Annotated in this window: 12 protein-coding genes and 1 tRNA gene; 10 read left to right on the top strand and 3 right to left on the bottom strand. The window is 50.7% G+C overall.

Features of this window, described 5'->3' with window-relative positions; translation table 11 throughout:
• Positions 1-280: 280 nt before the first annotated feature.
• Entirely contained in the window at positions 281-949 is a 669-nt protein-coding gene (locus F557_RS0107055) for a hypothetical protein (RefSeq protein ID WP_157617775.1), read from the top strand.
• 198 nt (positions 950-1,147) lie between these two features.
• Here F557_RS0107055 and F557_RS0107060 read toward each other — a convergent pair whose 3' ends face one another.
• Together F557_RS0107060 and F557_RS0107065 are read right to left on the bottom strand one after the other, a co-directional pair.
• Complete coding sequence (locus F557_RS0107060; RefSeq protein WP_157617776.1) at positions 1,148-1,915, bottom strand: hypothetical protein; 768 nt, start codon at positions 1,913-1,915, stop codon at positions 1,148-1,150.
• A gap of 257 nt (positions 1,916-2,172) precedes the next feature.
• Entirely contained in the window at positions 2,173-2,973 is an 801-nt protein-coding gene (locus F557_RS0107065) for a hypothetical protein (RefSeq protein WP_019001541.1), read from the bottom strand.
• 423 nt (positions 2,974-3,396) lie between these two features.
• On the opposite strand from F557_RS0107065, the gene F557_RS0107070 reads away from it, so the two are divergent.
• On the top strand, positions 3,397-4,551 hold the full coding sequence (locus tag F557_RS0107070; RefSeq protein WP_019001542.1) for a hypothetical protein: 1,155 nt from the start codon (positions 3,397-3,399) through the stop codon (positions 4,549-4,551).
• 318 nt (positions 4,552-4,869) lie between these two features.
• Here the strand turns inward: F557_RS0107070 and F557_RS0107075 are convergent.
• Positions 4,870-4,946 (bottom strand) — tRNA-Met (locus F557_RS0107075).
• Positions 4,947-5,390: 444 nt separating this feature from the next.
• Here F557_RS0107075 and F557_RS0107090 point away from each other — a divergent pair.
• From F557_RS0107090 to F557_RS22205, 8 genes are all read left to right on the top strand, one after another.
• Positions 5,391-5,942 carry a hypothetical protein gene (locus tag F557_RS0107090; protein WP_157617777.1) on the top strand — a complete coding sequence of 184 codons (552 nt, stop codon included), beginning with the start codon at positions 5,391-5,393 and terminating at the stop codon, positions 5,940-5,942.
• A 1-nt stretch (position 5,943) separates the two neighbouring features.
• Positions 5,944-6,927, top strand: coding sequence for a DotH/IcmK family type IV secretion protein (locus tag F557_RS0107095; protein WP_019001546.1), 984 nt, complete (start codon positions 5,944-5,946; stop codon positions 6,925-6,927).
• Positions 6,914-7,489, top strand: coding sequence for a lytic transglycosylase domain-containing protein (locus tag F557_RS0107100; RefSeq protein WP_157617778.1), 576 nt, complete (start codon positions 6,914-6,916; stop codon positions 7,487-7,489). The genes F557_RS0107095 and F557_RS0107100 overlap by 14 nt, the downstream gene beginning before the upstream one ends.
• 231 nt (positions 7,490-7,720) lie before the next feature.
• Entirely contained in the window at positions 7,721-9,457 is a 1,737-nt protein-coding gene (locus tag F557_RS0107110; protein WP_019001549.1) for an AMP-binding protein, read from the top strand.
• Positions 9,458-9,662: 205 nt separating this feature from the next.
• On the top strand, positions 9,663-10,193 hold the full coding sequence (locus F557_RS23470) for a type II secretion system protein (RefSeq protein ID WP_019001551.1): 531 nt from the start codon (positions 9,663-9,665) through the stop codon (positions 10,191-10,193).
• 267 nt (positions 10,194-10,460) lie between these two features.
• Positions 10,461-11,633 (top strand): ribonuclease D, encoded by a 1,173-nt coding sequence (locus F557_RS21120; protein ID WP_019001552.1) that lies wholly within the window; start codon positions 10,461-10,463, stop codon positions 11,631-11,633.
• A gap of 217 nt (positions 11,634-11,850) precedes the next feature.
• Positions 11,851-12,474 carry a GNAT family N-acetyltransferase gene (locus F557_RS0107130; RefSeq protein WP_019001553.1) on the top strand — a complete coding sequence of 208 codons (624 nt, stop codon included), beginning with the start codon at positions 11,851-11,853 and terminating at the stop codon, positions 12,472-12,474.
• 223 nt (positions 12,475-12,697) lie between these two features.
• Complete coding sequence (locus F557_RS22205; protein WP_019001554.1) at positions 12,698-12,856, top strand: hypothetical protein; 159 nt, start codon at positions 12,698-12,700, stop codon at positions 12,854-12,856.
• The last annotated feature ends 46 nt before the right edge of the window (positions 12,857-12,902 follow it).

A 12,902-nucleotide genomic window follows, 5' to 3' on the forward strand; every position in this document is an offset into this window, starting at 1 on the left:
GTCTGCTTCTGAATGGTTGAGGTCTGCTCTTGAATGGTTGATGTAAGTTTTTCGATTAACGAGTAAAGGTTGTCCAGTTTGGAAGTGTCAGTATCGTGCTGATTAGCAGGAAGATTGTTATTTGTGATCTTCGCTTCCATTGCAAATTCCTTCAGCACATCACGATTTTTGTGTGCGATATGGTACGGATTCACCAGCACTTTTGTCAAGAATCCCTGAAGCCTTAAAAAGACGGTTTAAGACCTAATACGACAACTTCTTTTCTTTGGTGGATATCCATGTGGCAGAGGACGGAACCGGACTGGTAATGGGGATTAATGCCACTGATAATGTAGGTCCGCTGGATCTGGATGGGCCGGTGCAGGATAACGGTCATATAAGAACCTTCTGCCTTCTGGCTCTGCGACTGGGAGTGCTGCATCGGACGGAGAATATCTACCTGGAATTCTTCCATGACACGCAGAATTTCTTTAACAAGAAAATTTCCTATTCCTTCTGTACCGGAAAATCTCCTGTAACTGCCGGAAAAAAGATTCTGGACAGCGAGGAGGTGCGTCTTGACGATGAATTTGTCTATGCCTACGAAAAGGAGCAGGGGAAGCTTCTAAGCCGGGAATATCTCCGCAACGCCTTTGCTCCCTATGCTTTCGAAAGAATGCACGAGAGTTTTGTGCCGGAGGAGGGGAAGCCGCGGATGACGGTTACGGATGACGGAAATCTGAAGGTGGATTTCATTACCGCCAAAGGAGCCCGGGAGACAGTCAGATCCTCCCGGTTCATTGAGGAAAGAATCCGGCGCACCTGCGGTAACCAAACCTACCGGAACTGGATTCTGCCCCGTATTGGCGAGATTCGCTACTATTACCGGCTTTCAGACGGCACTCCGGTGAAGGATATTGCGGTGTCAAGCAGTGTCTGCAGTGCAGCCGAGGTTACGGCACTGCAGTAAACCGGGTGCTGGACGCTGTTTTGTGTCTTTGAGAGAGAAAACGGAATCTGTAAGGCGTGCAGATTCAGAACCAGGATCCCATGCAGATTCGTTTAAAATACCGCTCCGGTCAGGAAAGAAATGGGGACAGGACAGAGGGATCCCCGGTACTGGCCGGAAAAAGGAAAACTGGCAGTTATTGCGTATGCCGGGGAATCGCTACCTCCTCAGCCAGCTGTGAATCATTTCCTTTTTCAGGCTTTCCATTCTCCTTTCGTCAAAGGTTCTGGAGGAGTTTATCTTTGCATCGGCATGAATTCTCCTGCTTTCCAGAAATCTGGAAATAAAGGCTCCGCCCTGAATCTCCAGGGAATTATCGTGTTTTTTGACAAACTCCCTGAAAAACGCATCCTCCAGAACAGCCTTTACTGACTGAGTGTTGTCGATGGAGCTCATGTCGAGGCCGACATAGTAAAGCTCCTCGGAGCTGTGGAACGGAGCTCTGGTAAATGCTCCTGAGGCGCCCAGCCAGCTCAGATAGGAGGATCGCGGCTGGGTCATCGTTACAAAGTTTACATAATTCCGTACCAGGGCCTCGATACTGGTCTTGTGATGGCTGAGGGTCCACATTTCTGAAAACTTCCAGATGCTCTGGCAGCGCTTCATGGCGATCTGGCAGATGCGGTTGAAGTTGTCCATGCGATTTGTGCGATCTCCGGATCCGAAATCGTCCAGAATGACGTTTCCGCCTTCATTGACGGTTATCCACATGAAGGTGTCGCAGTTGGCCGGAGCCACGATGCCGTCAATACCGGCTCTGACGGTGCCGATGCACGGGAAAGGCGATTTCGGATGCCGGTAGAGCTTCGTTATTGCTTTCAGTACGTCGTTCTGGTTTTTGACTTCGATGTTTTTCATAATGCCAAATACCCGAGCCCTGGCCATATTGTCAGGAGAACCAGTCAGGCAGGCAATACTGATCAGCATGATGCGCTCCAAAAATAATCGTTTTTCAAATGCAAGAAGCCTTATTGCTGTACAGAAAAACAGCACAGTTTTCTCATTCAAATTATATCCAAGTTTTTTTTGATTTTCATGCCCCGTGTAGCTTATTGGATAAAAAGTTTCTTTATGTCGGAATTTACCCGGCTGTAAAAATCTGAAACGGGGCAGGAGTGCCAAAAAGGAATAACGGAGGAGACTCCGGAGGCGGACAGACCGGATTATTGGAATGTCTGGGTCTGCTATACCGGATAGCGAAGTTCCCGGGCCCCTTCCGGCACCGGAATCTCTGCATTAAGGATGGCCTGCTGTCTGATAGCTTCAGCCTTTTCCTCAGGAGAGCAGTCGCGGCTCCTGATAACCTCATAGAACCGGTGAGTATTCTGCTTGGTGCGGAAGGAGGCTTCAGTATGAAACTGGATCTCGACAGGAATGTCTCCCGGAGTATAAAGAACCACATTGGTACCCTGATACTGATTGGGATCCGGGGCGGAGCGGTACTTGCCGTTCCAGTCATATACAAAGGCATTCTGGCCCCAGATGCTTTTGTATACCGCGGTTTCAATGCCGGCCCGGGAAAGCTTTCTGAGGGCTCGGGTTACTGTTTCAGAATACTTGTCATCCGAGGTTACATAGGTATACCGGAGCACATCGCTGATTCCGGCTGCGGCATCCCGGATTCCAGTGTTCTGTTCCTGAGAGCGTTTCAGGATTTTACGGGTCAGGCTGTCCTTGCTCTTAAGGCGGTATTCCAGGCCGTCAAGCCGGACATCCTCGTTTTCGAGAGAGGCAAGAATGCTGGTTATCTCAGGCTCCTCCATGGCAGCCCGGGTCAGAAATTCGTCGGCGACGCTGTCAGCGCTTTCCTCGCGGTTTCTGCGGTATACCAGCCGTTGGGTCGAGGGATTTTTGGATGCGGGATTCGAAACATTGCGGAGATTGCCGTGAGTTCCGTAGCCGGTGGTAACAGCAATGATAAACAGAAAGAAGGGAAGGATCCCGGCGAATTTGTTTTTAAACAGCTTTTTAAGATTCCATTTCATGTGTGTTATCCCGCAGAGTTTTTGTAGGTTTTCTGATTTTGATTTGTATGGTCGCATGAACATGAAAAAATCGCGTTTTTGCGAAAATGTTTCACGAATATGAGAACTCTTTTTTCTGAAAAAAGTTACAGCAGACGGCAATTCAGGATCTTTTCCCGGCTGACAGGTATTGTGAAAACGTCTTCACAATAATGCAAATAGGGACGGTAGCGTGCTTTTTAAAGGGGATCTGCAAAAATTTCTCGGCCGGGGGAAAGTCAGAAGGCCGGTCTCGGGGATTCGCTGTGGTGCAGCCGGCTGTTCCTGCAGCGGGATAATATGCAGTAGAATAATGAGTGATCCTGTTCGGGGCCAAAACTTTACGTGGCCTGTCAGACAGTGTGCACATCGTCCAGTGAAATCCGGGTTCGGGGAGGTTTTTGAATGAAATTGTCGGCACTTGTTCTTCTGGGGTGTCTGGTAACGGCAGACGCGGTGGCTCAGGATATTCACAGGGCATCATTTCAGTGTGCTGATGATACAGTTATTCCGGTTACAGGAGCCGGTGCGGCCCCTGATGTTCTTGTGCTTATGAAGGGATTTAATTCCAGGTTTCCAGTGTCTCTTACCGCAAATCTGATTCAGAGGGCCGCGGAGGGCAGGCTCCAGAGTGCGGAAAAGAACAGCATCAAAAACGGTTTTTTTATGACCGCCGAAGATGATGACGGCAATGTGGTGATGGCCCGGGTATGGAACAGATCCGATGGACACCGGATTCTGGGGATCAATTTTCATGTCATGGCGGATGTGCTCTATGACGAAAGAGTATGCTTCTATGACTACGATCCCGCAAAGGAGACTCTCACATCCTACCGTGATAATCCGGTGAGTGCCTTCAGGCCGCAGTTCAGCACATCCACGGGGGTGATCAAAACCTACTATTCCCTGGAGAAGAACGGTGTTGTGGTGATGAATGAAACTGTGGACGGACTTCTGTTCGGAATGACGTCCGAATATGCCTGGAATGGTTCGGGGTTTGCTTTCCGGGGGGCGGGATTTTCCCTGACCGGAAAGGCCTATGAAACTGTCCGGGGAATCTCTCCCTCTGAATACGCCTTTTATGACATTGACGGCGACGGCAATTCGGAGCTGCTTTTCCGGGATCGGAATCACGCTGCCGCGGTTATCGTTGCGGTGACACCAAATGCCGGGTTCGATGAAAAAAAGTGGAATCAGCCGGAGGTGATCCTGTCCAGAACAGCGGAGAAGGATGAGTTCGGGCTTCCGGAATTTGCCTTCTATGAAAAGGGGGCAGGGCTTATCGGGGAATGCGGTTCAGGATGCCGTTCCTTTTCGTATGTGGCTCTTGACAGGGGGCGGATAGCCAGCAGAGCCGAGGGGTATATGCTGACACCGGAGGAGCTTGAGAGACTGGGCGGCCCTGAAAATACTGATGCCGGTTCCTGCAGAATATCCTGGAGAGACGGTAAAAGCGGCGAGCTCTCGTATACGGAGGTTCAGGATTATGTCCAAAAGCTCGGGAAAACGGTAAAGGCAGATATTAAATGGTACCCTCTTACCTCCCTTGAGAAGCCCTGATTGCTGTTCTGACATGGGGCCGGGGGCTCCGGATTTCCGCCGGCCAGGGATAACAGGAGCGGCGCAGTGCAGAACGGAACGGTATGGTATATGGTTCAGTCGGTGTGCCGTTTCTTAAGGGTTCTCTTCTGCCTGGCACGGAGACTTGTAACTGTACCTGTGTTTTCTGCGGGCTTTGGAGATATCGGTATTTCCTTTTGGAAGGGGCTTTTAACAAAGTGCTGATTCAGTCGGTGCTGCAATTTACACGTACAAAAACAGAACGGGTTTATTAAAATATCTGAAAGGCAAGAATAAGATACGAAAGAAGAATATGAATGGTTGCGGGGGCCGGATTTGAACCAACGACCTTCGGGTTATGAGCCCGACGAGCTACCAGACTGCTCCACCCCGCGTCTCAAGGATGTGCATATATTGCCATAAATTTGAAAAAGGTCAACACATTTTTCAAAAAAAATCGAGAAAGTGTTTTCATGTGGCGGCAGAGGCTTTACGATAGGCGAAAAAATCGGCAGCTGCTGAGATTTTGTCAGAAATTCCGCAGTTTTTCAGGGGTGGGTATGCGCCGCACTGTTTTCAGAGGGACTGGATGAAAGTTATAGGACACGATACGTTCGGAGGGGAAGACTGTGTTTTCAGCCCGGACTAATGTAGCTCCGGGTTCGGACGGGGATCCTCGGATCGCCAGATTCCGGACGGGACTCCTTCAAAAGAGGCTCCGGGACTCAGAATGAAAGCCGGGATTTTTGAGATTCCCGGGACCGGAGCGGAGAATGCCATCCGGATCTTTAAGGATTTCTGCTATAGGTATACAATGTGCCCCAATGAGTGAAATGAGCATGAAAAAATTTTTTATTCTTCTGTTGCTGCTTCCGGTGTCGTTAGCCGCGACGGCGGAGGATTTTCTGTCCCCGGCCCCGCCGCCGGAGCTGGGGGAGAATCTCACCAGCTATCGGACACAGCAGCAGAAGCAGGAACATCTGAGACAGCCGGAGAAGCGTCCGGAAAGGAATAATCGCCAGGATGCTGCCGCCAGCAAGGGGGCGGCAGCCGCGCCGCCGGCACCGGAAGTGCCTCTCATGAAGGAAGTGTACCTGCACTACCGCTATGTTCCCAACAAGAAGGTGTCCGTATTCAAGAACGGTGAAACTCTGATAAAGCTGGTGGATAGCAGGAATCAGCCGGTGCCGGTATCCGGTGTCCAGGTGTCAAATGACGGTTTTCGGGTGGAGAAGAGCCATGACGGAAGCCTGATTATCAGACCCACCGGACTTAATACCGTGGCCAAGCTCCGTATTGTGCCGGGCGCCTCCCGGAATCCGCTGATTTTTGTGCTGTCCTACAATTATTTCCGGCAGGATCTCCGGAGCATCGAAGAGGTAAAAATCTAGCATGAATCAGGGAATCCCAGAAGGACGTATCCGGGGAATCGGCGGCAGCCTGTTCCGTAAAGCAGGATCTGTATTTGAGCTGCCGTTCCGTCCTTTGCCCGGCATTGCCGTGCTGCTTTCCCTTTGTTCCGGCATGGCTGTTCTGGCTTTCGACAATCCGGCTCCGCCTCCGGAGCTTGGAGATACCCTGACCTCCTATCGTACCCGGCAGCAGCTTCTTGACGAGGCAGTCAGGCAGTCCGGAGATGATTCCCCGCAGGTTACCCAGCGCCGGCCCAAGAGAGTATACAGACAGGATGAGAACGGAAATATTGTTATGGTTGAGGAGGATACTCCGGAGCTGACAGGGGAACGTCGCTCCGCTTCCGGCAATCAGGCTCCGGCAAAGCCCGTGATTCGCCCGAAAACCCAGGTGCGCAAGGAATTTTCCTACGAGCCGAATCATCAGTTTCACCTGTACCGGAATGCCATTATTGTTTTTAATCTTGAAGACTCCTCCGGGTATCCCTGGGAGATAGCCCGGGCCGAGGTATCCAATCAGTTCCTCCGGGCAATTCCGGCAGCGGACCGGAAGTCGGTGGTGGTTTCTGCCGCCACCTCCCAGAAAATGGCCATGGGAAAGGTAAAGCTTTTTCTGGCCGGAATTTCCGCTCCTCTGGAGTTCATAATCTCCACCCGTGAGGATGAAAAGGCTGATGAGTATTACTGGAAGGTTTCCGTGCCGTATCCCGCGCCGGAGAATCCCAACCGGAGTTCCGGGTATACCAATATGAAAATTTCCGCCAGGGCCAGGAACTCCTTTGATCGGGATGGCGCTGCTCCGGCCCGGGAAACAGCCCGGGAGGCGGCAGGTTCTCCGGATTCTGGCAAAGATGCCGGATTGTTCGGCATCACTGTGGTAAGCGACAGGAACGTGTCTCCTGAATCCATAAGAGAGACCGCGGATCTGCTTAGAGAGGTTTTGACAGAACATGCCCGTAAATAGAACTGTCGCCGGGATCGGACTTGCGATGCTCCTGTTTTTTTGTGGAGAGGCGTTTGCGGCTCCAGACAAATCAGACAGAAAAGAAGCTGCGGAATGCCAGGGGCACTGGCGGGAATATGCCTACGACACCAAAATAATGAAGCGCTATAAGCCGTACGCTCATTGTGTCCGGTGGACTGCCTCCCAGTTTGAGCTTCCCGAGGAGCTCCTGTTTTCTATCCTTTATGTGGAACGGGGCGATGTGAACGGAAAGTGCATGACCAACAATAACGGCACTGAAGACTGCGGTCCGGCACAGATCAATGATGTCAGGCTTGGCGAGATAAAACGTTTTGATCTGGACAAGGATGACATGAAGGACAGCCCCTGCCGCAACATCTGGGCTATGGGATATCTTATGCGCCGGGAAATAGAAAAGGCCGGCGGTGATATCTGGAAGGGCGTGGGGAACTACCACTATCACTACTCGGTAAACCAGACCATTCATGACCGGTATGTGAAGCTGGTGTCTGAGGCCTGGAGGACTCTGAACCACAACGTGGCTGTCCGCTGCGGCAGATAGCCTGGCTGTAGCCGCCGGGTTATACAGGGACGGCAAAAACATGCCGTCCCTATTTGTTTAAAGTTTGATATTAATCAACGATTTTTGCATAACAGCCCCTTTTTTCTGTTTCTGCTCAGAATTTTTATCACTCCGGAGGGCTATAATGTTCAGGATCGGTTTCCGAATCCGTTCCGGAGACACCTGTTGTTCCGGCATAGTTATTGCGGAAGCCTGCAAAAGGGGCCCAAAATGGCAGAGAATCAGTACAGGCCGTGGCAAAATTCCTATCCTTCTGATGTACCGGCGGAGGTTGATACCTGCGTTTTCAATTCCCTTTTGGATATGTACGAGTTTTCGTGCGAGAAATATCCCGACCGCGTAGCTTTTATCAGCATGGGGCATTCCGTTACCTACCGGGAACTGAATGAAAGAGTCAGAAGCTTTGCAGCCTTTCTGGAGAACGATTTTCAGGTCAAAAAAGGGGATCGCATCGCCCTCATGCTTCCTAACGTCATTCAGTATCCGGTGGCTCTTTTCGGGGCTCTTCTGGCGGGAATGGTGGTGGTGAATGTCAACCCTCTCTACACTCCCAGCGAGCTGGTGCATCAGCTTAGGGATTCCGGCGCCCGGATAATCGTGGTCATCTCCAATTTTGCGCACACTTTGCAGAAGGCGCTTCTGGAAATATCCCTGGATCGCATTATTGTCACCAATATGGGGGACGAGTGCGGCGCCTTCCGGGGCTCCCTGGTCAATATTGCAGTCAAGTATTTTAAGAGGCTGGTGCCGCGCTTCAGTCTTCCCAATTCCGTTTCCTATAAGACGGTTCTGTCCATCGGTTCCGGCTGCCCCTATACCAGGCCGCTGGTTTCCCGGGAGGATCTGGCCTTTCTGCAGTACACCGGAGGCACTACCGGGACGGCCAAGGGGGCTATGCTTACCCATCACAATATTCTGGCAAACGTGGAGCAGTCTCTGGGGATGTACGGTCCGGTGCTTCAGGAGGGGGATGAATATGTGGTTACCGCCATTCCCCTGTATCACGTTTTTGCCCTTACCATTAACCTCATGGTGTTTTTCAGACTGGGCGGAACTTCTCTTCTGATTGCGGATCCCCGCCGGATAAAAAGTCTGGTGCGGGAGCTTCATTCCTTCAATCCTACCTGTCTTACCGGTGTCAACACCCTGTTCGGGGCCCTTATAGACAACCAGGAGTTCTGCAGCATGCATCTGTCCCGGCTGCGGCTGGTGATCGGAGGCGGAACCTCAGTGCAGAAGGGGGTTGAGCAGCGCTGGTTTACCAATACCGGACTTCATATTCTGGAGGGATACGGCCTTACAGAGTGTTCTCCGCTGGTGGCGGTATGTCCTCACAATATCAGTGAGTATAACGGTACTATCGGGATTCCGGTGCCGTCCACGGAGGTGATTATCAGAGGGGACGACGGCAGCGTGATTACCGAGCCCGGAGTTCCGGGAGAACTGGAGGTGAAAGGTCCTCAGGTAATGAAGGGGTATTTCGGAAGAGATGTGGCCACCAGAGACACCTTTGACGGAGACTATCTCAAAACCGGGGATATCGCCTGCTGGGCCAACGACCGGGGTTTTCTGAAGATTGTGGAACGCAAGAAGGATATGATTCTGGTTTCCGGCTTTAACGTCTATCCCACTGAGATTGAGGACGTTATTTCTCTGCATCCCAACGTGGCAGAGGTGGCGGCTATCGGGGTTCCCAGCCAGCACAGCGGCGAGGTGGTCAAGGTGTTTATTGTGCGGAAAAACAAGGCTCTTACCGCTGAGATGGTAAAAACGCTCTGCCAGAAGCATCTTACCAAGTACAAGGTTCCCAAGTACATCGAGTTTATAGACAAAATGCCCAAAACCAATGTCGGAAAAATTCTGCGCAAGGAGCTTCGTGCCATGGAGCTGCAGAGGATAGGCATAAACCCGGATAAGGACGGAAAGCAGGTTTTCCGGAATAAATGACAGCCGCAGAAACGATCCGTAACAGATGTGTTCTCAGGAAATCAGGGGAATATGTGTATGTTTTTTTTGGGATGGATCAAATATATGCTGTTAAGAAGCATAAAAAACTAGCTCCTGTAACGGTTTAAGGCCTATAATGTACCGATACCGAGTGTCCATTGGGGCAATTATTACACATAACCTAAAATATCCGGTGGGGCAAGAAATGAAACGACAGGGTGGTTTTACTCTTATTGAGCTTGTAGTTGTAATCGTAATATTGGGAATTCTGGCAGCCACTGCAGCTCCTAAATTCATGGATCTTCAGAAGGATGCCCGTATAAGTGCTGCTAACGGTCTGGCAGGTGCGGTGAAGAGTGCTGTCAGCATGACCTACAGCAAGGCAATTCTTGCTGGCAAGGACAAGGCTGAATCGGGTTCCTTTATCTGCAATTCCGGTGCTGCCACTGCAGCCTGTGATTCAACCTCTGCCGGTAATGACAGTGTGGCATTGGTCTATGGCCGTCCGGCTGCTACCGAAAATGGTATTCTCAAGGCAGTTGATATTGAGGCGGCAAAGGATGGAACCACCCCTACCAAGGAGTGGACGTATCTGGCTGCTACCGGGGGCATCGGCATCTGGCAGACAGGTTCCGCAAAGGTAACCAGCTCTACTCAGGGTTGCGGTATTTTCTATGAGGCATCTGCTTCCGCCACGGCAGCTCCGAAGGTAACTGTAGTTACCCAAGACTGCTAGTCCGGAAGTTCGCAGTATTCTTAAGCTGCGTATGATAAAGAGGCCTGCTTCGTGCAGGCTTTTTTGTGTCCGGGAGAAGAAGTTTTCCTATCGGGAGGTCGTTTTCGCATCTTTCCGCCGGAGTCTATAAAACGGCAGTGAAGGCGTGCTGAGCCGGGAATGCGGGGCAAAATACGGTAAATATTGACTTTTTGATGTTGTTTTAGTAAAAGTATATTAATTGAGATGTATTAAATTAGAAGTAAAAATAATAATTTGAAGATAGCAATGAATTATACTTATGTAGATACTCCCGACTGTTTTGAAAAAATGCTGGACAGCCTAAAAAATGCCCGGTACATCGCCTTTGACACAGAGTTTTTCCGGGAGGTGACATTTTTTCCGAAGCTGGCGCTGTTTCAGATGGCGGCAGACGGGGAAATCTTTCTGGTGGATCCCTTTGCGGTGAACTTTGCGGAGCTCCTTTCCTTTATTGTGATGACCGATGCTGTCATGATCTGCCATGCCAGTGCCGAGGATCTGGAAATAGTGTCCGAGCATGCCAGAAGAGAAGGTCTCTCGCGAATTCTGCCCCGGAATATTTTTGATACCCAGGCTGCTGCCGCTTTTCTAGGGTACGGAAACACCATCGGTCTTGCGGCTATAATTGAGAAGACGCTGGGAATTACTCTGGAAAAGACCGAAACCAGAACTGACTGGCTCAGAAGGCCTCTTACCGAAGCCCAGCTGGAATATGCCGCTCTGGATGTGGCCTATCTGGAACCTCTGATGAATTATCTTATTCAGGAGATGGAGAAGAAGCCGGAAATTCTGAAGTGGTTTCGCATGCATATGGATACTCTTTCCCATTCCCAGGATCCTGAAAATGTTCTGGCTCCGGATCGTCTGTACCTCAAGCTCAGAAAAACCGGCCGCTTTAATCAGAATCAGCTCCGGGTGCTTCAGGCAATTACGGTGCTCCGGGACCAGGTGTGCCGGGATAACGATATTCCGGCTTCGCATTTTATTCGCAATAACGTGCTGGTTCCGCTGGTAGCTGGCACGGCAATTTTTGATCAGAGTGTCTATGTCAAAAACGGAGTGCATTATTCCATTGTGCGCCGCTACGGCACGCTGATACAGAGAACGGCCCGGGAGGCCAATGCGCGACATGATGCTGCTCCTCTTCCGCCTACGTACGATGTTGTCAATTATTCCTGCGACAGCAAATGCAGAAAGGCGCTGGACACTTTTTTGCAGGACAGATCTTCCAGGCTGGGCTTTTCCAAGGGGGTGCTGGACTCCCAGAGGCTTCTGGAGAATTTCTTTTATGCCCCCCTTTATGAAAAGAAATATCCGATACTGCAGCAGGGGTGGTATCTTGACTGTCTGGGGGATCTGTCATCATTTTTTTCTCCGGAGGCGCACCGGCTTTATATCGCCGGAGAGCTTTCGTACTGAACACCGGCAGGATATTTTCTTGAAAGGGGCACCGGTATAATTCGGGGCAGGGAAAGCGGTTTACGGAACATGTGCCGGAGTTGGTATTCCACAGGATACTGCATTCCTTTTTGCCGTCCTGAACTGCCATGAGTTTATCTGGCGTGAAAGCTGCAGAGGCCGGAACCGGGAATAGCGTGTCAGGGTATAAAGTAATGCTTTTATGAGGAATTTCGCTATGGAAAACATCATTATCCGACCGGAAAGGGAGTCTGATTATCAGACCACGGAATATTTGATCCGCGAGGCCTTCTGGAACGTTTACCGTCCGGGAGCTTTCGAGCATTATGTCATCCACGTTCTCAGAGGTGATTCTGCCTTTGTGAGGGAGCTGGATTATGTGATGGAGCAGGACGGAAGAATAATCGGCCAGAACGTGTTTGTGAAAACTGTCATCAATGCGGATTCAGGCGCGGATGTTCCGGTGCTTACCATGGGGCCTGTCTGCATTTCCCCGGAGCTTCAGAGGCGCGGGTACGGTAAAAAGCTTCTGGACTATACGCTGGAAAAGGCCGCTGATATGAAGTTCGGGGCGGTGCTTTTTGAGGGGAATATCGGCTTTTACGGCAAATGCGGCTTCAGCTATGCCCGGGATTTCGGGATTCGCTACCACGATCTCCCGGAAGAGGCCGATTCTTCGTTTTTTCTTTGCAGGGAACTTATTCCGGGATACCTGGACCGGATAACCGGAGTTTACCAGACGCCGCAGGCATACTATGTGGAAGAGGCGGATGTGCTGGAATTTGACAGGGCGTTTCCTCCGAAGGAGAGACTGAAGCTGCCCGGGCAGATATTCGGATGAGAGATGCGGAGTGGCGTCAGTAACGAATCAGAAATACGTTCCTGATTTTCCTGAATACTGCAGCAATGGCGGCTTCTTTAGTGTGGCACGGTATTGTATTTCGGAGGTATTCTGTCTTTTCTTAAGAAGACTTTTGTAAGGAGCATGGTATGACTGACGATCAGATACGTTTACTTAACATAAGGCGTATTGCCTTTTAAGCGCGGCGTACGGGGATTACTTCGTGGAGGATGACGAAACTTTAGAACAGTACGTTAGAGAGCTTCCCCAGGATTTAAGAAAAGCCGGCATAGATATTTCTGTAGACGGCATGAGCCTGGAAAATCTCAGTGACTGCATCGACAGTCTCAATACCATTGATGAAATGACTGCACCCGTATAGGCCTGGTGTTCGTGCATTTTCGGAGGCTGAGGAAAGAGGTGCTTTT

Origin of the sequence: Succinimonas amylolytica DSM 2873 (genome assembly GCF_000378405.1) — a bacterium.
Classification (GTDB): domain Bacteria; phylum Pseudomonadota; class Gammaproteobacteria; order Enterobacterales; family Succinivibrionaceae; genus Succinimonas; species Succinimonas amylolytica.

Bases quoted from the DNA above. Each gene is read 5' to 3' on its own strand.
- F557_RS0107110 (WP_019001549.1), top strand. From the start codon at position 7,721: ATGGCAGAGAATCAGTACAGGCCGTGGCAAAATTCCTATCCTTCTGAT.
- F557_RS0107130 (WP_019001553.1), top strand. From the start codon at position 11,851: ATGGAAAACATCATTATCCGACCGGAAAGGGAGTCTGATTATCAGACC.
- F557_RS0107095 (WP_019001546.1), top strand. From the start codon at position 5,944: ATGAATCAGGGAATCCCAGAAGGACGTATCCGGGGAATCGGCGGCAGC.
- F557_RS23470 (WP_019001551.1), top strand. From the start codon at position 9,663: ATGAAACGACAGGGTGGTTTTACTCTTATTGAGCTTGTAGTTGTAATC.
- F557_RS0107100 (WP_157617778.1), top strand. From the start codon at position 6,914: ATGCCCGTAAATAGAACTGTCGCCGGGATCGGACTTGCGATGCTCCTG.
- F557_RS0107070 (WP_019001542.1), top strand. From the start codon at position 3,397: ATGAAATTGTCGGCACTTGTTCTTCTGGGGTGTCTGGTAACGGCAGAC.
- F557_RS0107060 (WP_157617776.1), bottom strand. From the start codon at position 1,915: ATGCTGATCAGTATTGCCTGCCTGACTGGTTCTCCTGACAATATGGCC.
- F557_RS0107090 (WP_157617777.1), top strand. From the start codon at position 5,391: ATGAAAAAATTTTTTATTCTTCTGTTGCTGCTTCCGGTGTCGTTAGCC.
- F557_RS21120 (WP_019001552.1), top strand. From the start codon at position 10,461: ATGAATTATACTTATGTAGATACTCCCGACTGTTTTGAAAAAATGCTG.
- F557_RS0107065 (WP_019001541.1), bottom strand. From the start codon at position 2,973: ATGAAATGGAATCTTAAAAAGCTGTTTAAAAACAAATTCGCCGGGATC.